At 65.4% G+C, this 22,784-nt stretch carries 20 protein-coding genes and 3 pseudogenes; 14 read left to right on the top strand and 9 right to left on the bottom strand.

The window, feature by feature from the left end; all coding sequences use genetic code 11:
• Window positions 1-130: 130 nt before the first annotated feature.
• The 5 genes from A5658_RS18200 to A5658_RS18180 are packed head-to-tail and all read left to right on the top strand — an operon-like array spanning window position 131 to window position 6,280.
• On the top strand, window positions 131-1,735 hold the full coding sequence (locus A5658_RS18200; protein ID WP_067338144.1) for an SMP-30/gluconolactonase/LRE family protein: 1,605 nt from the start codon (window positions 131-133) through the stop codon (window positions 1,733-1,735).
• Complete coding sequence (locus tag A5658_RS18195; protein WP_067338141.1) at window positions 1,728-2,462, top strand: GntR family transcriptional regulator; 735 nt, start codon at window positions 1,728-1,730, stop codon at window positions 2,460-2,462. The genes A5658_RS18200 and A5658_RS18195 overlap by 8 nt, the downstream gene beginning before the upstream one ends.
• 14 nt (window positions 2,463-2,476) lie before the next feature.
• Window positions 2,477-4,045 (top strand): AMP-binding protein, encoded by a 1,569-nt coding sequence (locus tag A5658_RS18190; RefSeq protein WP_067338138.1) that lies wholly within the window; start codon window positions 2,477-2,479, stop codon window positions 4,043-4,045.
• Window positions 4,038-4,820 (top strand): SDR family NAD(P)-dependent oxidoreductase, encoded by a 783-nt coding sequence (locus tag A5658_RS18185; RefSeq protein WP_067338135.1) that lies wholly within the window; start codon window positions 4,038-4,040, stop codon window positions 4,818-4,820. The genes A5658_RS18190 and A5658_RS18185 overlap by 8 nt, the downstream gene beginning before the upstream one ends.
• Window positions 4,805-6,280 (top strand): AMP-binding protein, encoded by a 1,476-nt coding sequence (locus tag A5658_RS18180; RefSeq protein ID WP_067338131.1) that lies wholly within the window; start codon window positions 4,805-4,807, stop codon window positions 6,278-6,280. The genes A5658_RS18185 and A5658_RS18180 overlap by 16 nt, the downstream gene beginning before the upstream one ends.
• 3 nt (window positions 6,281-6,283) lie before the next feature.
• On the opposite strand, the gene A5658_RS18175 is transcribed toward A5658_RS18180, so the two are convergent.
• Both A5658_RS18175 and A5658_RS18170 read right to left on the bottom strand, forming a co-directional pair.
• Complete coding sequence (locus A5658_RS18175; RefSeq protein ID WP_067338128.1) at window positions 6,284-6,745, bottom strand: SRPBCC family protein; 462 nt, start codon at window positions 6,743-6,745, stop codon at window positions 6,284-6,286.
• A 2-nt stretch (window positions 6,746-6,747) separates the two neighbouring features.
• Window positions 6,748-7,479 carry an enoyl-CoA hydratase/isomerase family protein gene (locus tag A5658_RS18170; protein ID WP_067338125.1) on the bottom strand — a complete coding sequence of 244 codons (732 nt, stop codon included), beginning with the start codon at window positions 7,477-7,479 and terminating at the stop codon, window positions 6,748-6,750.
• 54 nt (window positions 7,480-7,533) lie between these two features.
• Between A5658_RS18170 and A5658_RS29130 the strand changes: the two are divergent.
• The 3 genes and pseudogenes from A5658_RS29130 to A5658_RS18160 form a co-directional block, all read left to right on the top strand.
• Window positions 7,534-7,635 (top strand): annotated as a pseudogene (locus tag A5658_RS29130) (SDR family NAD(P)-dependent oxidoreductase); the annotation flags it as partial.
• A gap of 194 nt (window positions 7,636-7,829) precedes the next feature.
• Window positions 7,830-8,612, top strand: coding sequence for an enoyl-CoA hydratase/isomerase family protein (locus tag A5658_RS18165; RefSeq protein ID WP_067338122.1), 783 nt, complete (start codon window positions 7,830-7,832; stop codon window positions 8,610-8,612).
• Window positions 8,613-8,648: 36 nt separating this feature from the next.
• The gene (locus A5658_RS18160; protein WP_067338118.1) at window positions 8,649-9,947 is read left to right on the top strand and encodes an acyl-CoA dehydrogenase family protein; all 1,299 of its coding nucleotides are present in this window, start codon (window positions 8,649-8,651) and stop codon (window positions 9,945-9,947) included.
• A 13-nt stretch (window positions 9,948-9,960) separates the two neighbouring features.
• Here A5658_RS18160 and mgtA read toward each other — a convergent pair whose 3' ends face one another.
• Window positions 9,961-12,576 (bottom strand): magnesium-translocating P-type ATPase, encoded by a 2,616-nt coding sequence (mgtA, locus tag A5658_RS18155; RefSeq protein ID WP_067338115.1) that lies wholly within the window; start codon window positions 12,574-12,576, stop codon window positions 9,961-9,963.
• Between the two features lie 159 nt (window positions 12,577-12,735).
• Between mgtA and A5658_RS18150 the strand changes: the two genes are divergently transcribed.
• Both A5658_RS18150 and A5658_RS18145 read left to right on the top strand, forming a co-directional pair.
• On the top strand, window positions 12,736-13,101 hold the full coding sequence (locus A5658_RS18150; RefSeq protein WP_082993258.1) for a DUF732 domain-containing protein: 366 nt from the start codon (window positions 12,736-12,738) through the stop codon (window positions 13,099-13,101).
• Window positions 13,102-13,179: 78 nt separating this feature from the next.
• Window positions 13,180-13,416 carry a hypothetical protein gene (locus tag A5658_RS18145; protein ID WP_067338112.1) on the top strand — a complete coding sequence of 79 codons (237 nt, stop codon included), beginning with the start codon at window positions 13,180-13,182 and terminating at the stop codon, window positions 13,414-13,416.
• Window positions 13,417-13,599: 183 nt separating this feature from the next.
• Here the strand turns inward: A5658_RS18145 and A5658_RS18140 are convergent, their stop codons facing one another.
• Complete coding sequence (locus A5658_RS18140) at window positions 13,600-14,385, bottom strand: SDR family NAD(P)-dependent oxidoreductase (RefSeq protein ID WP_067338109.1); 786 nt, start codon at window positions 14,383-14,385, stop codon at window positions 13,600-13,602.
• Between the two features lie 397 nt (window positions 14,386-14,782).
• On the opposite strand from A5658_RS18140, the gene A5658_RS18135 reads away from it, so the two are divergent.
• A complete protein-coding gene (locus A5658_RS18135) occupies window positions 14,783-16,540 on the top strand; it encodes a hypothetical protein (protein ID WP_067338103.1) in 1,758 nt (585 codons plus the stop codon).
• 68 nt (window positions 16,541-16,608) lie between these two features.
• Entirely contained in the window at window positions 16,609-16,974 is a 366-nt protein-coding gene (locus A5658_RS18130; protein ID WP_067338098.1) for a nuclear transport factor 2 family protein, read from the top strand.
• A 27-nt stretch (window positions 16,975-17,001) separates the two neighbouring features.
• Here A5658_RS18130 and A5658_RS28495 read toward each other — a convergent pair.
• From A5658_RS28495 to A5658_RS18120, 3 genes and pseudogenes are all read right to left on the bottom strand, one after another.
• A pseudogene (locus tag A5658_RS28495) lies at window positions 17,002-17,187 on the bottom strand (SDR family NAD(P)-dependent oxidoreductase); the annotation flags it as partial.
• A gap of 41 nt (window positions 17,188-17,228) precedes the next feature.
• Window positions 17,229-17,486, bottom strand: a pseudogene (locus A5658_RS18125) (nuclear transport factor 2 family protein); the annotation flags it as partial.
• Window positions 17,487-17,593: 107 nt separating this feature from the next.
• Entirely contained in the window at window positions 17,594-18,307 is a 714-nt protein-coding gene (locus tag A5658_RS18120) for a hemerythrin domain-containing protein (protein WP_067338093.1), read from the bottom strand.
• 165 nt (window positions 18,308-18,472) lie between these two features.
• Between A5658_RS18120 and A5658_RS18115 the strand changes: the two genes are divergently transcribed.
• Together A5658_RS18115 and A5658_RS18110 are read left to right on the top strand one after the other, a co-directional pair.
• Entirely contained in the window at window positions 18,473-19,396 is a 924-nt protein-coding gene (locus tag A5658_RS18115; protein ID WP_067338090.1) for a class I SAM-dependent methyltransferase, read from the top strand.
• A complete protein-coding gene (locus A5658_RS18110; RefSeq protein ID WP_067338088.1) occupies window positions 19,393-20,025 on the top strand; it encodes a class I SAM-dependent methyltransferase in 633 nt (210 codons plus the stop codon). The genes A5658_RS18115 and A5658_RS18110 overlap by 4 nt, the downstream gene beginning before the upstream one ends.
• A gap of 12 nt (window positions 20,026-20,037) precedes the next feature.
• Here A5658_RS18110 and A5658_RS18105 read toward each other — a convergent pair whose 3' ends face one another.
• Together A5658_RS18105 and A5658_RS18100 are read right to left on the bottom strand one after the other, a co-directional pair.
• Window positions 20,038-21,588, bottom strand: coding sequence for a virulence factor Mce family protein (locus A5658_RS18105; RefSeq protein WP_067338085.1), 1,551 nt, complete (start codon window positions 21,586-21,588; stop codon window positions 20,038-20,040).
• Complete coding sequence (locus A5658_RS18100) at window positions 21,582-22,748, bottom strand: virulence factor Mce family protein (protein ID WP_082993257.1); 1,167 nt, start codon at window positions 22,746-22,748, stop codon at window positions 21,582-21,584. Before A5658_RS18100 ends, A5658_RS18105 begins: the two co-directional genes overlap by 7 nt.
• Between the last annotated feature and the right edge of the window lie 36 nt (window positions 22,749-22,784).

Here is a 22,784-nt window from a genome sequence, read left to right as displayed (position 1 = left end):
AGATGCGCATAATTGAGAATATGATTCTCCGCAAATGGCTGAGCGTCAAGGGGCTCTGATCGAGCGACATCTCCCTATTGTCTGGACCACACTGGGTTGCTAACGTCACCGGCCGGAGGTGTGATCAGGGATGTTGGTGCAAGAAGGCCGCTCCGGTGCTGGGGTGTCACCGACCCTCGCCGCGGGGTGGCGCATGGCGCGACTCACCCCGCCGAGCAGGCTCTTCGGCGCCAACGGGCTGCGCACCGGCCCCGACGGCCGGATCTACATCGCGCAGGTGACCGGTAGCCAGATCAGCGCGCTCGACGTCGACACCGGTCGACTGGAGACCATCAGCGCCAAGGGCGGCGACATCGTTGCGCCCGACGACGTCGCGTTCGGTCCGCGCGGCGATCTCTTCGCCACCGAGGTGATGGACGGCCGGGTCAGTGTGCGCGGCACCGACGGCAGCACCCGGGTGTTGCGCGCGGATGTCCCCTCGGCCAACGGCATCACCGTGCACCACGGCCGGTTGTTCATCGGCGAATGCCGAGAAGGTGGCCGGCTCCTCGAGCTCGACCTCGACGGCGGGGAGCCGCGAGTGTTGTTGGACAACGTCCCGTCGCCCAACGCGATGGAAGTCGGCCCGGACGGGCTGCTGTACTTCCCCGTGATGGGCGCCAACGAAATCTGGCGCATCGGCCTCGAAGGCGGTGAACCCGAAACCGTCGCAACGGGTTTGGGTGTGCCCGACTCGGTCAAATTCGACTCGGCCGGTCACATCGTCTCCACGCAGGTGCACAGCGGTCAGGTGCTACGCATCGATCCGCGGACCGGCGAGCAGACGGTGCTGGCCAACCTCAGCCCCGGACTGGACAACTGCACGTTCATCGGTGACCGGCTGTTCGTATCCAATTTCACCGGGGAGATCACCGAGATCTGCGACGGCACAACCGATCCCGTGCTGCCCGGTGGGCTGAACTGGCCGCTGGATCTGGCGGTCGGCGCCGACGGCCACCTGTACATCGCCGACGGCACCTACTTCTACATGCTCCGTCCCGACCACACGTTGCAGACGGTGGGCATGCTCTTCACCCCGGGCTATCCCGGGTTCCTGCGCGGGCTGACTCCGTCCGGACCGGGCGAGTTCGTCGTCACCACCTCCGGCGGCCAAGTCTCGCGATATCGGCCGACGGAGGGTGAAACCGAAGTGCTGGCAGACGGATTCGATCAGCTCTACGGCGTGGCCCTTGGCCCCGACGGCATGGTCGCGGCCGCCGAACTCGGCACCGGTCGTGTGGTGACGATCGGCAGCGGACGGGTCGAGGTGATCGCGTCGGGGTTGGCCGAGCCGATCGGCGTCGCGGTCGCGCCCGACGGCGGCTGGCTGGTGTCGGAGGCCGGCGCCGGCCGGGTGATCAAGCTGACCGGCTCCGGCGCGCAGACGGTGGCGGCCGAATTCGACCGTCCGCAGGGCATTCTGGTCGACGGGCGGAGGCTGTACGTGGTCGACGCGGGTGCCAAGGCCCTGATCGCCGTCGACCTGGCCGACGGATCGCGGCAGGCCGTTGCGTCCGGGCTGCCGCTCGGCGCCGCCCCCGGTGTCGTTCCCAAGCCGCTGAAAGGCATGCCGCCGTTCTCCGGGCCGCAAGGGCCGTTCGCCGGAATTGCCGCCGGGCACGACGGCACGCTGTACGTGTCGGCGGACGCGGACGGCAGCGTCCTGGCATTCCGGCCAGAGGCCGGCGATGGCTGACACCGCCGACCACCGCTATCTGCAGGTCGCCCGGGCGCTGCGCAAGGAGATCGTCGACGGCGTCTACCCGGTCGGATCTCAGCTGCCCACCGAACACCAACTGTGCGAACGCTTTTCGGTCAGCCGCTACACCGTGCGGGAGGCCCTGCGTAGGCTGCGCGACGACAACCTGGTCGCATCGCGGCCGCGGTCCGGAACGTTGGTCGTGCCGCGCCCGTCCTCGGATTCCTACGTCCAGGACGTCGTCTCGATCAACGACCTGTTGGCCTTCGCCACCGGAGCGCGATTCGCGATCGACTCCACCGGCATGACCGTGGTCGACGACGAGCTCTCGGCCCGGACCGGGCTGGCTGTCGGCGAAGAATGGTTGGCCGTCAACGGATTTCGTCGCATTGACGGGGCCGAGTTTCCGGTCTGTCGCACCGAGTACTACATCAACCGGGCCTTCGCCGGGGTGGGCCGACTGCTGCCGCGCCACGCCGGCCCGATCTTTCCACTGGTCGAAGACATCTTCGGGGTGAGCATTGTCGAGGTGCGCCAGGAGATCGCCGCCGTGCTGATCTCGCCGGCGCTGGCCGACCAACTCAGCGTCGAGGTCGGCAGCCCCGCGCTCGAAGTACACCGCACCTACGCGACCTCGGACGGCGAGACCGCCCAGTTGACGATCAACACGCATCCGGCATCCCGTTTTCGTCACTCGATGACGATGCGACGGGTACGCGGCTAACCTCACAAGCGGCGATGTCGGACACCAAAGTGATCGGTGGGCGGACGGTCCGCTGGGACGACCAGCGGGCCGCCGACGCGTACGCGCGCGGTTGGTGGGTGCGCGAGACGCTGGCCGATGCGTTGGCCGACGCCGCGGCCCGGACGCCGCTGCGCGAACTGCTGATCGACGGCGACTGCCGACTGGGCTGCGGGACGCTGGGCGGGCGGGCGACGGCGCTTGCCGGGGCGATGCTGGAGCGGATGGCGGTGGGCAGCGTGGTGTCGTTCATGCTGCCCAATTGGCATGAGGCCGCGGTTGTTTACCTCGCGGCGACGGCCGCCGGCATGGTGGTCAACCCCATCCTTCCCTCGCTGCGCGATCGTGAGCTCCGGTTCATCCTCGACGACGCGGACACCCAGATGATGTTCGTGCCCGCGATTTTCGGGCGACACGACTACGCGTCGATGCTCGACCGGGTCGTCGCCGAGCTGGACGATCCGCCGGAAGTCGTCGTGGTCCGCGACGGCTCACCGCTGCCGGAGGCACGCGGGCCGGTCGCATTGCCGACGCTGGATGCCGATGCGGTGCGGCTGATTCTGTACACGTCGGGAACGACGGGTCGCCCCAAAGGCGTACTGCACAGCCATAACTCGATGCACGCATTGATTACCCAGCTGCGCGAGCACTGGCGGATACAGCCCGGCGACCGCTTCCTGGTTCCCTCGCCGATCGCCCACATCGGCGGGTCGATCTACGCGTTCGAATGTCCGTTACTGCTCGGCACATCGGCTGTGCTGATGGACCGGTGGGATGCGGACCGCGCGGTCGACCTCATCATCCGCGAAGGCTGCACCCACATCGCGGGGGCGACACCGTTCCTCGAGCAGTTGCTGGCGGCGGCCGAGCGCGCCGGAACCCGGTTGCCGGAGCTGAAGCTGTTCGTCTGCGGCGGCGCATCGGTATCGCCGTCACTGATCCGCAGGGCCACCGGGTATTTCGAGCGGGCAGCCGTCACCCGGGTATACGGCTCGACCGAGGTGCCGGTGACAACCGTCGGCGCGATCAGCGACCCCGACCACGCCGCCGACACCGACGGGCGGCCCGGATTCGCCGAGGTCGTGTTGCATGACGGTGAAATTCACGCCCGAGCACCGCAGATGCTAGTCGGATATCTGCACGCCGCCGACGAGGCCGAATCGTTCGACAGGGACGGCTATTTCCGCACCGGCGATCTGGCCCGCTGGGTCGACGACGACTACCTCGTCGTGACCGGCCGGGCCAAGGACCTCATCATCCGCAACGGTGAGAACATCGCTCCCAAGGAGATCGAGGACATCCTGGTCGGCCATCCGGGCGTGGCCGAGATCGCCATCGTCGGCCTGCCCGACCCCCGCACCGGCGAACGGGCCTGTGCTGTCGTCGTTCCCAACGACGAAGCCCGGCCCGACGTGGACAGCCTTCGCGCGTTCCTGCAGTCGCAGGGAGTCGCGATCTTCAAGGCCCCCGAACAGGTGGTCATCTGGGATGCCTTACCGCGAAACGACGCCGGCAAGGTGCTCAAGCACCAGATCCAAGCTGCCCTGACAACGACGGATGGATGACATGCAGGTAGCGATCGTGACCGGGGCGACCGGCGGACTCGGATTCGGCTGCGCCACCAAGCTGGCCGAGGCGGGCATGGCCATCCTGGCCACCGGACGCAACGAACAGCGCCTCGACGAGTTGGCCGCGGCCATCGGCGATCCCGCCCGAGTCAAGACGGTGGCGGTCGACCTGACCGACGACGACGGGCCCGGACGTGTCGTCGAGGCCGCCGTCGAGAAGTGGGGCCGAATCGACTTCCTGATCAACAACGCCGGGGTGGGAAACCCGACCCCGCTGCATGCGACCGACGACGAAACCCTGGACTACTTCCTCGACGTGATGTTGCGGGCACCGTTCCGGCTCACGCGAGACGTGCTGCCGCACATGGAATCCGGATCCGGAATCGTCAACATCACCTCCACCTTCGCGGTGGTCGGCGGGTTGCGCGGTGGCCCCTACTCCGCCGCGAAGGGTGGTCTCACCGCCCTGACCCTTCATATCGCAGCCCAATACGGCGCGCACGGCATCCGCTGCAATGCCGTCGCCCCCGGGGTGATCCAGACGGCGATGACCGAAGAGCGGCTCAAAGACCCGCGGTTTCGCCGGATGCAGGTCGAGATGACCCCGCACGAGCGGCTCGGCACCGTCGACGATGTGGCCAGCACCGTGGCGTTCCTGTGCTCGCCCGGCGGCAGTTTCATCAACGGGCAGACCATCGTGGTCGACGGCGGATGGAGCACGACGAAATACCTGTCGAAGTATGCGCTGAGCTCGGAGTGGACCGAACGGTGAACCTGTTCGCGTTGCTGGACCATGCCGCGCAACGCTTTCCGGACCGCGGCGCGGTGTATCACGGCGAACGATGCCGCTGCACCTGGCGCGAGCTCCGCGAGCGCGCCCTGCGGCTGGCCGGCTCGATCCGCCGCGAGCATCCGGTGGGCGCCCGGATCGCGATCGCCAGTGAGAACCGTCCGGAGATTGTCGAGCTGCTGTTCGGGATCTGGGCCGCGGAGTGTGTGGCGGTACCGATCAACTACAAGCTGCACCCGCGGGAGATGGCACAGATCCTCGACGATGCCGGTGCCGCACATACATTCGCGTCCTCGACCATTGCCGCAGAACTGGACGCCCGTTTCTCCGTGGAAGCCGTTGATGACGAGCAGTATTCACGCCGCTTTGACGGGCCGCCCGCCCCTAAGCCAACCACCGACCCGTCGACGCTGGCCTGGCTGTTCTACACCAGCGGCACCACCGGGAAATCCAAGGGTGCCATGCTCACCCACCGGAACCTGATGGCGATGACCGTCGCGCATCTCGCCGACATAGATGCCCCCGACGAGAATTGCAGCCTGGTGCACGCCGCACCGATGTCGCACGGGTCGGGCCTCTACATCCCGGCCTATGTCTCACGTGCTGCGCGACAGGTGATTTCGGAACATGGCGGATTCGACCCTGACGAATTCCTCGACCTCTGCGAGCACCATCCAGGCTGCAGCGCGTTCCTGGCGCCGACCATGGTGCAGCGCGTGATCGAAACCGGCCGTACCCGTCCGGCACAACTGCGGACCATCGTCTATGGCGGTGGTCCGATGTATGTGGACAGCATTAAGAAGGCGCTGGCGGCGTTCGGCCCGGTGTTCGCCCAGATCTACGGTCAGGGTGAATCGCCGATGACGATCACCGGTTTGCACCGCGCCGACCATGAGGACGCCGACGACGCGGTGCTGGGGTCGGTCGGTTATGCACGTTCGGGGATGGATGTCGCAGTGCTCCGCGACGACGGAACGGCGGCGGCGATCGGTGAGATCGGCGAAATCGTGTGCCGCGGAGACGTTGTGATGGGCGGTTATTGGGGCAATCCCGCGGCGACCGCGGAGACGTTGCGTGACGGCTGGTTGCGCACCGGAGACATGGGCGCCTTTGATGCGCGGGGCTACCTGACGCTGCACGACCGGTCGAAGGATGTGGTGATCAGCGGCGGCTCGAACATCTATCCGCGTGAGGTGGAAGAGGTTCTGCTCGAACACCCCGACGTGTCGGAAGCGTCCGTGGTCGGGGCGCCCGACGCGGAGTGGGGCGAGATCGTGGTGGCGTTCATTGTCGGCACGGCCGACCCCGCCGACCTCGACGCGCATCTGCTGGAGCGCATCGCCCGCTTCAAACGCCCGAAGCGGTATCTGGTGGTCGATGAGTTGCCGAAGAACAGCTACGGCAAAGTCCTGAAGAAGGATCTGCGCCAGCAACTAGCCTGAGAATCAACGATTTTCGAAGTGGCCGCGAATGCCGGCCAGCATCGCTGCGTGGGCGTCCACCGCCTGGCGTTGCGTGATCGCGGCGAGCGGGCGGGGAGCGGCGATCATGATCCGCTCGGTGAGGCGGGTGCCCCGTTGGGTCGGCTCGAAACTGACGGTCCCGTTCAGTCGGACCCGGGGAAATTGGCGTGCCTCGGTGAGCACATTGCCTTGCGTCGGCACCTCGACCCGCGCCCGGTACGTGATACCCATCGACAACGGACCTATCGGAATCCGGTCACGCACCCGGTAGGTCTTCGCGTAACCGCCGGTCGTCTTGTCATCGGAGAGGATCTCGACCGAAACAACCAGCGGGTGAAGGTCTTTGATGTTGTCGAGATCGACGTAAAACTCCCGGACCGCGTCCGGCGGCGCGGGAATCTCCTCGCTGATCGTCCGCTCGGCGTACGCGATCCAGAGGCTCACGACTAACGTCCGCGGGCCAGCGCCGCTAGAAAGGCGTTGATGCGGTCACGGGTTTCGTCCGATATCCAGCTGGCTCGCACGTCGGCATCCGCGGCGGTGCCCGCGTCGATCGCGGCGCGAACGGGTTTGTGCAACTGAGTCTTGGTGGCGGCGTAGGCGGCCGGCGAATACTCGCCCAGCTCCCGCGCGGTCGCGAGCGCCTTCTCCAGCAGGTCGTCTTTGCCGACCACCTCGTCCACCCACCCGCGGGCCAACGCCGTGTCCGCGTCGATTGTCTTGGCGCCCAACGCGGCACGGGTCGCAGAGCTCCCCATCGCTCCGCGGCAGATCTCCAACGCGGCCACCGGGAACGGGACACCGACGGACAACTCGGTGAGGCCGATCGTCCCCCCGGACATCAGCCGCACATCGGCGCACATGGCCAACACACAGCCGCCCGCGATCGCATGACCGTTGACGGCGGCCACCACCGGCGCTGGGTGGTCGTAGATCGCCAGGAAGGCCTCCGACAGCGCCGCGACGAACCGTTCGGCGTAGCCGGTACCGCCGTCGACGAGCGCGCGCAGGTCGACGCCGGCCGAGAAGGCCCGGCCGGCACCGGTGAGCACCACCGGCCCGTCGACGCCTCGCATCAAGTCGATGATGACGTTCAGCAGGTCCAGGTCGAGGGCGTTTACCGGCGCGTTGTCGAATCGGAGGATCGTCGCACCGTCAGCCTTCTCAAGAGCGGTCACCCGTCTTTCATACCGCCCCGGCTTCTGCTTCAACACACAAGGGTGTAGAGAGCAAGCGTCGTCACGGGCGGCAGCAAGGGCATGGGGCTGGCGATCGCGCAGACCCTGGCGGCCGAAGGAGCCAGCGTCGCGGTGATGGCCCGCGGACAAGCCGCTTGAGATGCGGCGGTCGAATCGCTGCGCGCTTGAATGCCGCCTCCCAGCGGAACGGCTACGTCACCGGCGCGACGGTCAACGTCGACGGCGGCTCGGATTTCATCTAGGTCCGTTGCGCTCACGCGGTCGCGAAGAATAGCATTCTCCGAAACGGCGAATGGGTGTTCCAAGGCTCGCGACGAAGGGGGCCTCGAGTGACGGCGACCGACACGTTGAGCGTGCAGCGGCCGCACGACAGTGTCGTCGTACTGCACCTGAACAGGCCGGAGCGGCTGAACGCGATCAACGAGGTCATGCTCGACGAGCTCACCGACACCCTCGTCGACCTGGGTTCCGACGACTCGGTCAACGCCGTCGTCGTCACCGGTGCGGGACGCGGCTTCTGCTCGGGCATCGACATCCGCGACTTCGGCGCCGGAGTGCCCGAAGCAACCGCGCCGGCGATCGAGCGTTTGCGCTTCCAGGAGGCGATGGCGGCACTGCCACAGGCAATCCGCGACATCCCGCAACCCGTGATCGCCGCGGTCAACGGTCCATGCGTCGGAGCGGGGCTGGCGCTCTGTCTGGCCGCCGACATCAGGATCTGTTCGACCGCAGCAACATTCGGCAATGCCGCAATTCTGCTCGGCCTGTCCGGCGCGGAGATGGGAATGAGCTACTTTCTGCCACGCATCGTCGGCGCCAGTGTCGCCGCCGACTGGATGCTGACCGGGCGCACCGTTTCTGCCGAGGAAGCCGACCGCCGCGGCCTGGTCAGCGAGGTCACCGAACCCGAGGAACTCGCCGACCGGGCCCTCGAAATAGCCTCTCGGATAGCCGAACTCACACCCCTGGGCGTCCAGTTGACCAAACGGGCATTGCAGGTCAACACCGACGCCGCCGGACTGGGCCCGGCCCTGGAACTCGAGAACCGCAACCAGGTGCTCAGCCACGCGACGGAAGAAGCGGCGGCACGCCGTCAGTCGTGGTCGTCATGACGGGTCCGCGCGAACGCAGTAACGAAAGGACGACTGGTGGCTTGGGACTTCTCGACTGACCCGCAGTGGGCGGCGCAACTCACCTGGGTCGACGAGTTCGTGCGCGCGGAATGCGAGCCAATTGACCTGATTGTCAAGGAGTCTCACGACCTCAACGATCCGGTGCGTCAAGCTTTGATACCGCCGTTGCAGACGATCGTCAAGGAACGCGGGCTGTGGGCCACCCACCTGGGACCGCACCTGGGTGGACCCGGCTACGGTCAGGTCAAGCTCGCATTGCTCAACGAGATCCTCGGCCGGTCGGAGTGCGCTCCAATCGTTTTCGGTTCGCAGGCACCGGATTCCGGTAACAGTGAAATCCTGGCTCACTACGGCACACCGGAACTCAAGCAACGTTACCTGGAGCCGCTGCTGGACAACCGGATCATCTCCTGCTTCTCGATGACCGAGCCGCAGGGCGGCGCCGACCCGAAGGAGTTCACCACCGAGGCGGTGCAGGACGGTGATCATTGGATCATCAACGGCGAGAAGTGGTTCTCCTCGTTCGCGTCGATGGCGTCGTTCCTGATCGTGATGGCCGTGACCGACCCTGAAGCGCCGCCGTACCAACGGCATTCGATGTTCGTCGTGCCGGCCGAGACGCCCGGCATTCATGTCCTTCGCGACGTCGGCCTCGGCTACCAACCGTTGGGCGGCGGCGGCCGCGAAGGCTACGTGCGGTACGAGAACGTCCGGGTGCCGGCGGATCACATGCTCGGCCCGCGCGGAGGCGCCTTCGTCGTGGCGCAAACCCGGCTGGGCGGCGGCCGGATCCACCACGCCATGCGTACGGTCGGGCTGGTGCGCCGGATCTTCGACATGCTGTGCGAGCGAGCGGTTTCCCGGCACACCCAGGGAACGATGCTCAGCGACAAGCAACTGGTCCAGCAGATGGTCGCGGATTCGTGGATGGAGATCGAGGCCTTCCGGCTGCTGACATTGCAGACGGCGTGGAAGATCGACCAGCACAACGACTACAAGGCGGTGCGCGCCGACATCTCGGCGGTCAAGGCGATGATGCAGAAGGTGTTGCACGACGTGTCCGCCCGCGCACTACAACTGCATGGCTCGCTGGGCACCACGCACGAAATGCCATTCGTCCAGCACCTTGTCGAGTCGTTCGTATTGGGCCTGGCCGATGGACCGACCGAGGTGCACAAGGTCACCCTGGCGCGACTGCTGCTCAAGGACCGCAAGCCATCGCCGGACGTGTTTCCGTCCGAGCACATCCTGCGACTGCGGGAAGCGGCCGAGGAGAAATTCGCCGACAAACTCGCCGGCATTCCGCGGGCTTAGCGAAGTCGTCCGGTTATGCGCCGTTGACTTTGCTGAACCGGGCGGCGCGGCGGTGGATTCGGTGCTTCCTGCCCCGGGTGCGACGCGACGGAAACAGATGAATCGGCTCGGCGTAGAACAACTTCTTGGCCGCCTCGACAAGTATCAGGTAGCAGACGACAAAGCCGAGCAATGCCATGTAGAACTGCCACGGCAGTGGAGTGAATCCCAGAGTCCGCGCCACCGGCGAAACAGTCAGAACTACTCCGCAGGCGACCACGGTCAGGCTGGTCGCCGCCAGCCATCCGCTCGGTCGGCTGAGGAAGAACGGCACCTTGCGGGTACGGATCGCGAAGATGATCAGTGTTTGGGTGGCAAGGGATTCCACGAACCAGCCAGTGCGGAATTCGGTGGCGCCGGCGTGGAGCACACCGAGCATCAAACCGAATGTCAGGAAGTCGAACAGTGAGCTGATCGGCCCGAAGACCAGCATGAAACGGCGGATGAAGGCGACGTTCCAATGCGATGGTGCGTGCAGCTGCTCGGCGTCGACGTGGTCGGTGGGGATCGCCAGCTGCGAGCTGTCGTAGAGAAGGTTGTTCAGCAGGATTTGGCTGGGCAACATCGGCAGAAACGCCAGCAGTGCCGACGCTGCTGCTGCGCTGAACATGTTTCCGAAATTGCTTGACGTTCCCATCAACACGTACTTGATCGTGTTGGCGAAGATACGACGGCCGCCGGCGACTCCCGTTGCCAGGACACCTAGATCCTTTTCGAGCAGCACGACGTCGGCGGCATCTTTGGCGACATCGGTCGCGCTGTCTACCGAGATCCCCACGTCTGCGGCGTGCAGCGCCAGTGCGTCATTGACTCCGTCGCCGAGGAACCCGACGGACCGTCCGCCGATGCGAGCCGCCTTGACCAGATGCGCCTTCTGCTCTGGCGAGATACGCGCGAAAATCGTGTGAACCTGCACTGCCTCAACGAAGGCGTCATCGTCCAACGCGTACAACTCGCTGCCGGTGATCGTTCCCTTCGACATCAAACCCAAGTCATCACAGACCTTTTCAGCGACCCGGGGGTTGTCGCCGGTAGCGATCTTCACCTCGATTCCCAGCGCTGCCAGGTCTTTGAGTGACTGTTGCGCCGCGGCCTTGGGTTCGTCGGCAAAAACCAGGAAGCCGGCGAACATCAGGTCGCATTCGTCATCGGACGTGATGGCCGTCAGCTCGGGGGCAGGTTTTGCCGCCACCGCAACCACCCGCCGTCCGGCCGCAAACAGCGCATCGAGCGTGGCGCCGGCTTCAGCACCGTACGGCCGGCAGCGGGCCATCACTTGCTCTGGCGCACCTTTGGTCACCAGTAGTCGGGTTCCGCCGTCGTCGACGAGCGCTGACGTCGCCCGCCGGAGCGAATCGAAGGGTAAGAGGGCCCGCCGCTCCGCACCCTCGACGAGACGGTGCGCCCGAGGCTCGGCCCACAACGCCGCGTCAAGTGGATTGGCACTGGCTCCCCCCGATCGCAGATCCACATCGGAGGCCAACAAGCCCAGTCGCTGCACGGAGGAGCTGTGCACCCCGGCGGCATCGATCGAGTCGATCAGACTGACCCGGCCCTCCGTGAGGGTGCCCGTCTTGTCTGTGACGAGGATGTCGATATCGCCGAGGTCCTCGATGCAAACCAAGCGCTTGACCAGCACTTTCAGTTTGGCGAGCTCGCGCGACCCCGTCGCGAGGCTGGCACTGACCACCGCGGGTAGTAGCTGCGGAGTGATACCGACGGCGATGGCGAGGGAGAAAAGGACCGAGTCGATTACGGGCTTACGTAACAGCAAGTTGCTGACCAGGATGACCACCATCAGTGCGATGGCCACCCGGAGAAGCAGATAGGAGAACCGGCGCAACCCGATCTGAAATTCGGTCTCGGGTGAGGTTTGGCCGAGACCTGCTGCGATGCGGCCGAATTCAGCGTCCTTGCCGGTGGCATACACCACTCCCAGGGCTTCGCCGCTGCTCACGATCGTGCCCATGAACGCGATGTCGCTGCAGTCGGCCAACTCCGTTCCCGCGGGCACCGGCGCGGCGGACTTCTCCGCGCTCATCGACTCCCCGGTCAAGATGCCCTCGTCGCATTCCAGGCCGCTCACCTCGACCAGACGCACGTCGGCGGGCACGGCCTCACCCAGCGAGAGCTGGATCACGTCTCCTGGCACCAGATCGACGACATCGAGGGTGACGAATTCGTGGTCGCGGCGCACGACCGCACTGTGGCGCATCCGCGAATGCAATGCGGCAGCGGCCTTTTCGGCGCGATATTCGTTGAAGAATCCCAGCGCGATGCTGGCCGCGAGGATGACGCCGATAATGACCGCCTGCATGCTGTCGCCGAGGAAGAACGACACGATCGCGGTTCCAGCAAGCAACATGAGCACCGCATTGCGCAATTGGCGCGCGAGCACAGCCGCGGCGCTCACATGGTGGGTGCGAATCGCGTTCGGCCCGTGGCGCGCCATGCGCGCAGCCGCTTCGGCGCTGGAAAGACCGTCGACCGAAGTCGATAGCCAACCCATCACCGTGTGGACATCGGCTGCCGCGACACGTGGCGCGGTCAATGTCGAAACGTCTGGGCCGTAGCTTGTTTTCGCGGTCATCGCGGGCCGCGGGTCCGCTGATCGCGCGAAGAAACGCTGGCAAGTACCACGCACCCATCGTGGGCGGAAACCGACGGTGTGCCGTAGGGCAGAAAGGCCCTATCACCAAACCGACGGCTCCGAGACCGATCTCGCCCCTTCCGCACCTAAGCTCTACCTATGACGGTCGGCCGTACTCGATTGGCGGATTGGTCGCGAACTGATCTCTACGTCGCGAAAGCTGCTCTGGGGGCGACGCTGACGGCAATCGCGCTACAGGGGCTTCTGTGGTTTAGCACGCCGACCGCTCACGCCGATCCGATCGACGACAGATTCCTGGCCGCATTGCAATCCCGCCAGATCACTTATAAGTCGGCGGAGGCGGCTATCGCGGCCGCCCATCAGGTCTGCACGGAACTCGGGGAGGGAAGAACCAAGGCCGACGTGGCTCAAGAAGTGATAGACCGCAGTGGCCTCGACCCTTATCACGCCGGGTATTTCGTCGGCGCGAGCGTGGGCGCGTATTGCCCGCAGTTCTCCGACTGAAAGCCAACGCCAGATTTGCGGGACGCGCAGACGGTCGCAGCCGGTAGGATTGGGTCAGCCGTATCTGGGAGAAGCTCAATGATCACGAAAGTCCTCGTCGCAGCTGCGATCGCCGTCCCCGCAGGCCTGCTTGCCGCGGCGCCCGCGCTGGCCGATCCGACCTCGTTCGGCGACATCTCCTGCGCATGCCAGGACCCGAGCCCCCAGGGGCCGATCGTCGAATTCTTCACGCCGCCGCAAAGCCTGATCGACCAGGGAATCCGGCAGGGTTTCTCCGACACGGCCCCCGGCGCAGACGGCGTTCCGCACAGCTGACCCAAAAAGTCGATTTTCCGCGTGAACCGGATTGTCGCGTCGGCGGATGCGCTAGACGATCAGCGACCATGTCGCGGCCGCTTCTGAAGCAGGCGAGCGCGCAGAACCAATCTAGTTGCGGCACTTCACTATTCATCGCCTAGCGGTAGACGGCCGCGAGCTGGTCCAGCGACAGCGCATCGCTCAGCGCAACCACCCGATCTCACGCAGGAACGACTGCGTGTGCACGATGCGTCCGGTCATTGACGTGGGATCGCCAGTGACGAGCGTGAGGGCGGTCTGGGTAATGAGTTCGATGTCCTCGGTGTCGGTCTTGGCCAGATCGAGCGCACCGGCCCCCTCGGTCGCCACCGGGTTCGACGGTGCCGCGGCGTTGACGGCGATGCCGTCGTCATACAGCTCTGCCGCAAAGCTTTTGGTGAGCCGATTCAATGCTGCCTTCACGGTGCCGTAGACCCCGAAGCCGGCAGTGCGGTCGAACTCGGAAAACGGCGGGCCCTCGGGTAGGTCGCCGCCAACCGACGTCACGTTGAGCACCCAGCCACGACCTCGTTCGCGCATGGCCGGGATGGCGAGCTGGGTGAGATGCATCGGTGCCACGACGTGCATTTCGATCATCAACCGCGCGCGACGCTCCGGAAACTCGTCGAGCGGCCGGAGGAACGTCACTGCGGCATTGTTCACGAGAACATCTGGCGGACCGGCTTGTTCGACCAACTCGCTGAACAGACGCTCCCGTTCTTCGGATTTCGATAAGTCGGCCTGGATGGCGACGGCGAAACCTCCTGCGGCAGTGATCTCTTCGCGAGTCTGCCGCAACGAACCCTGGTACTTGGGATCGGGATCCATGGTGCGGGCGGTGATCCCCACCGTGGCACCCTCGGCCGCCAATCGCTGCGCGATCGCCTTGCCCAATCCGCGGCTAGCGCCGGTCACCAGAGCGACCTTGCCGTCGCACACTCCTGCCATCGCTCGACCTCCCTTCGTCAGGGCTGAAAGCGTCTTCTTCAATAACGAGAATGGCGTTCCGCACCGCTTCGAAGTATATGGCCCGTCCGGCCGCCGACCACGGGAAGCCACGATCGCTGAGTGGTCGCTGAGTGAGGCTCCTAGGCGACTCGGGCCGCGACCAACTGGCTTCGTTTGCCACAGCAACTTTCTGAGCTGCGGATTGAGACCTTGCAGGACGGCATTTTCCCTGTTGACGCCGTGTCAGTTAGCTGGGAATCGGCTGTCAACCTGAGATTTGCCCAAGATTTTGTATTGACTTCCTATATTACTTCTGAGTAATGTCCCGTGACGTTACTCACAAGTAACTTCACGCCCGCCCCGCATCACATAACCACGAACCGTAGGAGCAAGACTCATGCACAAACGCTTGATATTGGCCGGCCTGGCGGCCACGGGCGGGTTAGTCACGACGGCATTTCTGCAGGTGGCTGTCGCGGCCGCGGACGCCGGCGCCGACGCCTTCACGATCGGTGGCTTCACCTTCGATCCGCAGTTGGCGGCCGGCGGCGAGGGCTTCGACCCCGTCTTCCAGCTCACCACCACTCCCCCGCTGCTGGAACTCGGCGGAGGAACCGCGCTCGGTCTGCCTCTCGCCACTCAGGACTTCAACATCTACGACCCCACAAGCGGCACTGAATTGGGCAGCATCCAGGGCAACGAGACAGTGCTGAACCTGTTCGGGTTGACCAACGCCGAATTCACCGTCGCCAGCGTCGACCCGACCGGCAGCGCTACTGACGCCAACCTGCCCACGGTCGGTTCGGTCTACGACGTGTTCAACCTGGGCAACGGGTACGAGAACGTCTACGTCGCCACCCCCGGCACCGACGGCACCGTGACCGATACGTTGATCACGCCGTTCGGCAACCAGGACCTCAGCTCGCTCTTCTCCTTCAACGCCGCCGACCCAATGAACCCCGGCGACGCTTTCACCGGTCTCGAGGTGGGCAACATCAGCGGCGCCGCGGATGCTTTCAGCATCGGCGGGTTCACCCTCGATCCCACGCTGGCAGCCGGCGGCGAGGGCTTCGACACGATCACCCCCCTGGCCACCGCGGCGCCATTCCTCGAGATCGGCGGCTCGTCGCTGGGTGACCCGGCCAACGGCGGAAGCCTGTCCAACCAGGCTTTCGAGATCCTCAACAGCAGCGGGACCGAGATCGGAACGATCAAGACCGGCGTGGACGTGACGAACCTACTGGGACTCACCAACACGCAACTCGTCGTCGAGAGCGGCAGCGACGTAGGCCAGGGCATCCCGACGCAGGGGACCGTGCTGGATGCAATGAACTTCGGCAACGGGTACGAGAACGTCTACACCGCCACACCGGATGTCACCACCGACGGCGTCACGACGCCCGGCACGGTAACCGACACCTTGGTGACCCCCTACGGCAACATCAACCTGGACTCGCTGTTCGGCAACATCAACGTCGCCAACCCGCTCGACCCGGGCGACGCGTTGACGGGTCTGCAGGCCGGTGACAGCGCTATCGGCGCCGATGCGTTCACCATCGGTGGAACCACCTTCGACCCGACGTTGGCAAGTGGTGCGGAAGGCTTCACCCCAGTCGAGCAGCTCGTCGGTGTACCGCCGTTGCTGGATCTGGGTGGCGGCACGCCGACCGTGATTCTGGGCGGCACCCCGATCCCGTTGTCGCTGGCGACGCAGGATTTCAACATCTATGACGGCACGGCAACAACCGACCAGATCGGCAGCATCGACACCACCGAAAATGTGACGAACCTGCTCGGCATGGTCAACACCGAGTTCACCGTCACCGGCGGCACCTTGCTACCGGACGCGCCTACCGACGCGGTTCTCCCGACGACGGGGACGGTCTACGACGTGCTGAACATCGGCGGTGGAGTCGAGAACATCTACACCGCTATCCCGGGTGTGGACGGCGCGGCCGCCCAGATCAGCGACATCCTGGCGACACCGTTCGGGAACGTCGACCTGAGCGATTTGTTCGGCGGTATCGACGGCACGGCGTTGCTGAACCCTGGTGACGCCTTCACCGCGGGTCTCGAGGCACTGACCTCCGGACTCACCGAAGCGGGCGCTGGTGCAGCCTCCGCGATCGACCCACTGGCCTTCCTCGGCCTGTAGGTCTCACGCGCACTACCCAAACATCCCAGGTCCCCACGGGCCTGGGATGTTTGGCGTATGAAAGTGGCATGGGTTCTGACGAGTCCGGCGCGGTCGAGCGCTATCTGGCCTGCCTGGCAGTGCACGACTGGGACGGGCTGGCGGCCACCATCGACGACGACGACTTGATCCGCGAAGGCCCCTATTGCGATGTCGTAGAAGGCAAGCAACCGTATCTGAAGTTCTTGCGCCGGGTGTTCGCCTCGCTCACGGGTTACCGGCTGGACGTGCACCGGATCTCGCACACCACCGATCGGCTGTGCTACGTCGAGTTGAGTGAGACTTTCGACATCGACGGCGCCCCTAGCGAATGCTCCGAATGCCTTGTGTTCGAGCAGAATTCGGCCGGATTGATCAACCGGGTCAGCGTCTTCTTCAAACAAGCCGCTACCTGATACTCAGGCGTTGTCGCCGCCCATGACCGCGGCCTCATCGGAGGCGAGATCGATTGCCAGCGTGCGGGTTTGGACGCCGGTAGGGTCTGCGATCCCGGCAGCCACCTCGTCGAGCACCGCTTGGCGACGCGCCAGCAGCACGACATTCAGTCCCCGCTCAGCCAATCCCTCGGCGAACGCAGCGCCCACCCCATCGGATGCGCCGGCGACCAACGCCCACGGACCGTACCTTTCTGCAAACGTCGTACCGGATCCCCTATCTGAGCCACCCGCACCTGAACGAACCGGCGCCGCGCGACCCGCCATCCGTCGTCGCCCCGGACCAACTGGTCGTCGTAGAAACCGGCCGCATTCACACCGGAATCACCGTCCACCATGATTAGCGCGTCGACGTAGGTGCGCGACTCGGCCTTGTCTCTGTCGACGGCGACCACCTGGTTGGTCAGCCGATGCATCGTGTGACTGGCCATCGGGTGCGCCTGCCGCATGAATTCGGTGATCGCAGCAGGACCTCGACGATTTCCTGGCGGTCGTCGCGCTCGCTCATTTCACGTCTCCGTTCGGGTGCACGATGATTCGGGCTGGGCGGCCGCGTCGAGGCGCAGCGTCGCGCTGTGTCCTAGCTCGGTGTGAACTGACTCAAATCGTAGATACCGAGGCCTTTTTCGATATCGGCGACATGGTCGACTATCCCTTCGAACCCGGCTTGACCGAACCGGCGGTGCTCCTCGTCCTCGAAGACCTCCGCCATATCGCGAAACTCCTTGGCGGGCACCACTTGGCGTAGCGCCGGGAAAACGACGGTGTCTTCACGCGCCTCATGGGGCTCATACATGCGGATGAACGCCGACATGTCCTGCACCAGGGCGTCGCGCTTAGCGTGATCGAGCGCCGACGCGGCGCCGGTGACGGCGAGAACCCGATCGGTGAGCACCCGGCCGCGCTGGTGTTGGGTACGCAACACCGCGGTGACGTCGGCCAGTTTGCCCGCCTGCTCCAGCTTGGGGAAGACGTACCGCTCTTCCAATTGCTCGTGATAGTCCTCGATGAAGGTCCGAATGATCTCCGCGGCCGCGTTGAGCCCTTGAGCGGGCAGCTCTTCGCCGGCCTCAAGTCGGCGGAGTCCTTCTCGGTAGATCAGCAGGACACGTTTGAGCACTCCGTGCTCGCGCATCAAGTCTTCGGGCGGAGTCACCGGCACCTCGTCGACCTCGGCCTGATCTCCCGTGCGCTGCGGCTTGTCGCACGCCGACAGCGCGATGACGCCGGCGGTTGATATCGAGACCCCCAGCAGGTGTCTACGGCGCAGCGCGCGGGGCGGCTGTTCTGTCACGTCGATGTCCTTCTCCCTTGGCCGAGTGGCCGGTTATGTAGCGATTCCCGCCTACTGGCCGCCATAACTGGCCACTCGACCAGCACAAACGCCGGCGAAGTTGATAGGTCGGCTAAATACTTGCTAGGCTAACTAAGTACCTCCCGACTATCGAAGGAGCACGCAATGCCGCGCACCGATAACGACACCTGGGACCTCGCGACCAGCGTTGGAGCAACAGCCACGATGGTTGCCGCGGCCCGGGCCGTCGCCACCAAGGCCGACAACCCACTGATCAACGACCAGTATGCCGAGCCGCTCGTCAAGGCCGTCGGCGTCGACTTCCTCACCCGATGGGCCACCGGCGACCTCGACATCAGCAAGGTGGACAGCGACGACGCAAGCTGGAAACTCCAGCAGATGCCCGACGCGATGGCCGCCCGTACCCGCTTCTTCGACGCGTTCTTCCACGACGCGACGCAGGCCGGCATTCGCCAGGCAGTCATCTTGGCCGCCGGTCTCGACGCCCGTACCTACCGGCTGGACTGGCCCGCCGACATGACGGTCTTCGAGGTCGACCAGCCTGAGGTGATCGCGTTCAAGACCCAGACGCTGTCCGAGTTGGGTGCGACCCCGACCGCCGACCGCCGCACGGTCGCCGTCGATCTGCGCAACGACTGGCCGGCTGCGTTGGCCGAGGCCGGCTTCGACAAGAGCCGGCCGACGGCGTGGATCGCCGAGGGATTGCTCGGCTACCTGCCGCCGGAGGCGCAGGATCGCTTGCTGGACAACATCTCTGCGCTCAGCGCCGACGGCAGCAGGCTGGCCACCGAGGCCATCCCTGACGTCAGCGACGTCGACCAGGAGGCGGCCCGCGAGATGATGCGGGAGGCCACCGAGAAGTGGCGCGCGGCCGGATTCGACTTGGAATTCAGCGAACTCGGCTACGAGGGCGACCGCAACGACGTCGCCGAATACCTGGACGGCTTGGGTTGGCGATCAGTCGGTCGACCGATGAGCCAGCTGCTGGCCGAGCACGGCCTGCCTCCCATGCCGAGCACCGACTCGGTGTCGATGGCCGACACGGTTTATTACACTTCGACCAAATGACGCCCACAGTTCAACGTCGCGGTTTCAACGACATCGTCACGCGGTTCTGGGGTGTCGCGGCCCCGGCCTACAACGCGCCTTTTCTGCAGCAGTGGGTTTACCGCCCGGCGCACGACGAGGTGATCGCGCAATTGCGCGACCACCAGTCGGCGCGGGTAGCCGATATCGCTTGCGGTACAGGCATTTTGGCCGATCGAATTCAGCGTGAGTTGCACCCCGCCGAGGTCTACGGCGTCGACATGTCCGAAGGCATGCTCAGGCAAGCCCAGTCCCGGTCGAGCGATGTCGACTGGCGGCGCGGCCCGGCCGAACGGCTGCCGTTCGACGACGGCGCGTTGGACGCGGTCGTGACGACGTCGGCGTTCCACTTCTTCGACCAGCCGGCCGCCCTGGCGGAATTCCACCGCGTGCTGGCGCCCGGTGGCCTGGTCGCCGTGTCGACGATGAGCGCCCGACAGCAGCTGCTGCCGGGCAGCCGATGGACGCCGCAGCACAACCCGACACCGGCCGAGATGCGACGACTGTTCGAGGGCGCCGGCTTCACCATCGTCGAGCAGCATCGGGTGCGGCGTCCGGTATGGACGCGGCCGATCACCGATCTGTTCACCGCGGGCGTCAAGGGTCAGTGAGGTCGGGCGAATTCAGTGGCCCGGCGCCAGCATCTGCTTCCACCCGTCATCGCCTGTGTTCGTTGAGTTTTCGAGGGAGTACTTGATCCCGTCCGGCCCCACTACCCGGCCGTTCTGGGGGTTGTAGAGCGCCGGGGGTCCGGGGGCCGGCGTGAAAATACACGGGTTGGGCTGTTGCCCGTTGCACTGCACGGTGCCCGAACCCGGCCGCTGCAACGGATCGCTGACCGGAGGCGGCGTTCCCGCCACCCGGTCCGCCGGGGCGGGGTTCAGGCCGTTGTTGACCGACGGCGCAGGAATGACCCTGCCCGGATCCACCGGCTGATCACAGCGCGCCGCCGGCGCGGGGCAGTTGCGGATCTGGTTCGGGTCGCCGTACCACGGGTTGGTGCCCAACGGAACGTATGGGTCCTTGCTGCGGCAGTCCCGCGGCGTCGCGGCCCGCTTACCGGGGACGTCGACGCACGGAAAGTTGCGCGATCCGCGCACGCTGTTGGACGGAGTGTCCTGCGGGATCTTGCAATACAGGCCGGCCGGCACCGGCTCGGGGTTGACGTCCGCTGGCGACCGCCACTCCGACGCTGGAAGGAACCCGGTAAGACACGGCGGCGGTTGGTTGATCGCCAACGTCAGGTCCTGCAACGCCTCACCCGGGAACGTTCCCACAACGGTCTGCGCGGACGAGGCACCCGACGGCAGATACACCAGCATTTGCTCGACGCCCTTGTTGTAGCGCTTGAGCATCTCGGCGACGACCTCGACGTTGGCGAGTGTCTGTGGCAGCGACTCACGCACATCACTGAACAGCGCATTGACCTGATCGCCGGTTGGCGCCGCTTGAGTCAGGATGCTCCGCACATGCTGGTCGTTCTTCGCGGCCTGGGCGGCCAGCGTATTCAGGTTGCGCGTCCACTGCCCGATTGCCTCACCCGTTTCGACCTGGCTGTCCAGGATCGGCCCGGAGTGCTTGATGATGTCGTCGACGTCGGCGATGTTGGTCTTGAAATCGCCGGTGATGGCCTGGGTCGCGTCGACCATCCGTTCCAGTGCGGGCCCTAGCCCACCCACGGCTTCGGAGGTCTCGTCGAGTAACAACGCGATTTTGTCCTTGGGTAGCGCAGCCAGACCGCGGTTGGCGGCATCCAGCGTCGCGCCGATCTCGGCAGGCACGGTGCCCTTGGTGATGGTCTGGCCCGGCGAGAGGTACTTGTCCGGGTTGTGCGCCGAGACCAGGTCCAGATACTGCTCGCCGACCGCCGACACGGAATGCACGTTCGCCGTCACATCGACCGGGATCTTGTGCGCGCTGGAGATGCTCATCGTGGCCCGGACGCCGTCCTCGGTGGGCTGGACATCGGTGACCTTGCCGACGTTGATACCCCGGTAGGTCACGTTGGCGGTGGGATACAAACCACCGGAGGCCGGCAGCTCCGCTTGCAGGGTGTACTGGCCGATCCCCACCAAGGTCGGAATCCGCAAGTAGTACCAGCCCAACACGACGATCGCGACCACCGTCAAGGCGGCGAACGCCATCAGCTGGCGGCGGATGAACCGAGTCAGCACTGCCGGTCCCCCCTCTCGACCAGCGGCCCGCCGGGCGCATCGTTGGGGTTCGACGTGTACCGGACATCCGGGATCATCGTCTCGGGGTCACGGCCATACGACTGCTCGACCGCACGCAGCGCTCCCGAGAACCCTGTCCCGGTGAGGAACGCGTTGTCGACCGAGCTGAGGGTCAGGTCGAGCTTCAGCGAGAGGTTGAAGTAGTCGCCCCGGAACGCTTTCGGCACGGCGTCGACGTCGAACGGCTGGGTGAATAGATATTTCAGCGCACCTTGCAGATCCGGCGCCCCGCGGCCGAGCTCCTTGAGCGGGCACTGCAGCGACTGCAAGTCGGAGTGGAAGTTGGCGCGCGACGGCCCCACATACTGGTCGACGGCCTCGCTCAGGTCGCCCACCGCGTCGATCGCATCGATCAAAAGCTGTTTCTTTTCGGCGAAATGCTGGATCAGCGGCGGGAATTCGGTGAGAGCCCGGTCAAGTACGTCTGCGCGGGGAGCAACGTAAGCCAGCAGCCGGTTGGTGGAATCGATGGCGTGGATGGTGTCGCCTCGTTGCTGGTTGAGCTGGTCGGTGAAGGTGTCCAGCTTGCCCAACAGCGCACGGATCTGGTCGGCCCGCCCGTTGACGATGTTGTAGATCTCGTTCTGGACCGCTTCGAGGTTGGGGATGCCGCCACCGCGCAGCACCAGGGCGAGGCTGGCCAGCGTTTGCTCGACGGTCGGGTAGGCAGACGAATCCGCCAGCCGGATCGTGTCGCCATCCTTCAACGGCTCCGGCGACGGGTTGGGCGGCGAGGCAAGCTCCACGTGCTGAGAACCCAGCAAAGTGGTCTGCCCGATTTTGGCGGTGGCGTTGCGGGGCAGACTGACGTCCTTGTTCAATCCCAGGGTCATCGTCGCCTGCCAGTCCTTGATCTGGATCGCGCGAACGGAACCGACGAATACGTCGGCGACCATCACCTTGCTGTTGCCATTGATGGCCAGGGTGTCCGGCACCTGCACGTAGACCGTGTACGAGTTCGACCCGGTGCCCGGCCCGCCGGGAATCGACACATTGGAGATACCGCGCCAGCTGGAACACGACGTCAGGACCACGGCGGTCGTCAGGAACACCAGGCTCTGCCAGAGCCGATGCCGGGCAGCGCGTCCGGCCACGCACATCGCGCCCCTCATCCGCCGTTGGTTCGGCTTACTCCT

The sequence above is a fragment of the Mycobacterium sp. 1245111.1 genome, from assembly GCF_001673405.1.
Lineage (GTDB): Bacteria > Actinomycetota > Actinomycetes > Mycobacteriales > Mycobacteriaceae > Mycobacterium.
This window is presented reverse-complemented; position numbering and strand designations above follow the sequence as displayed.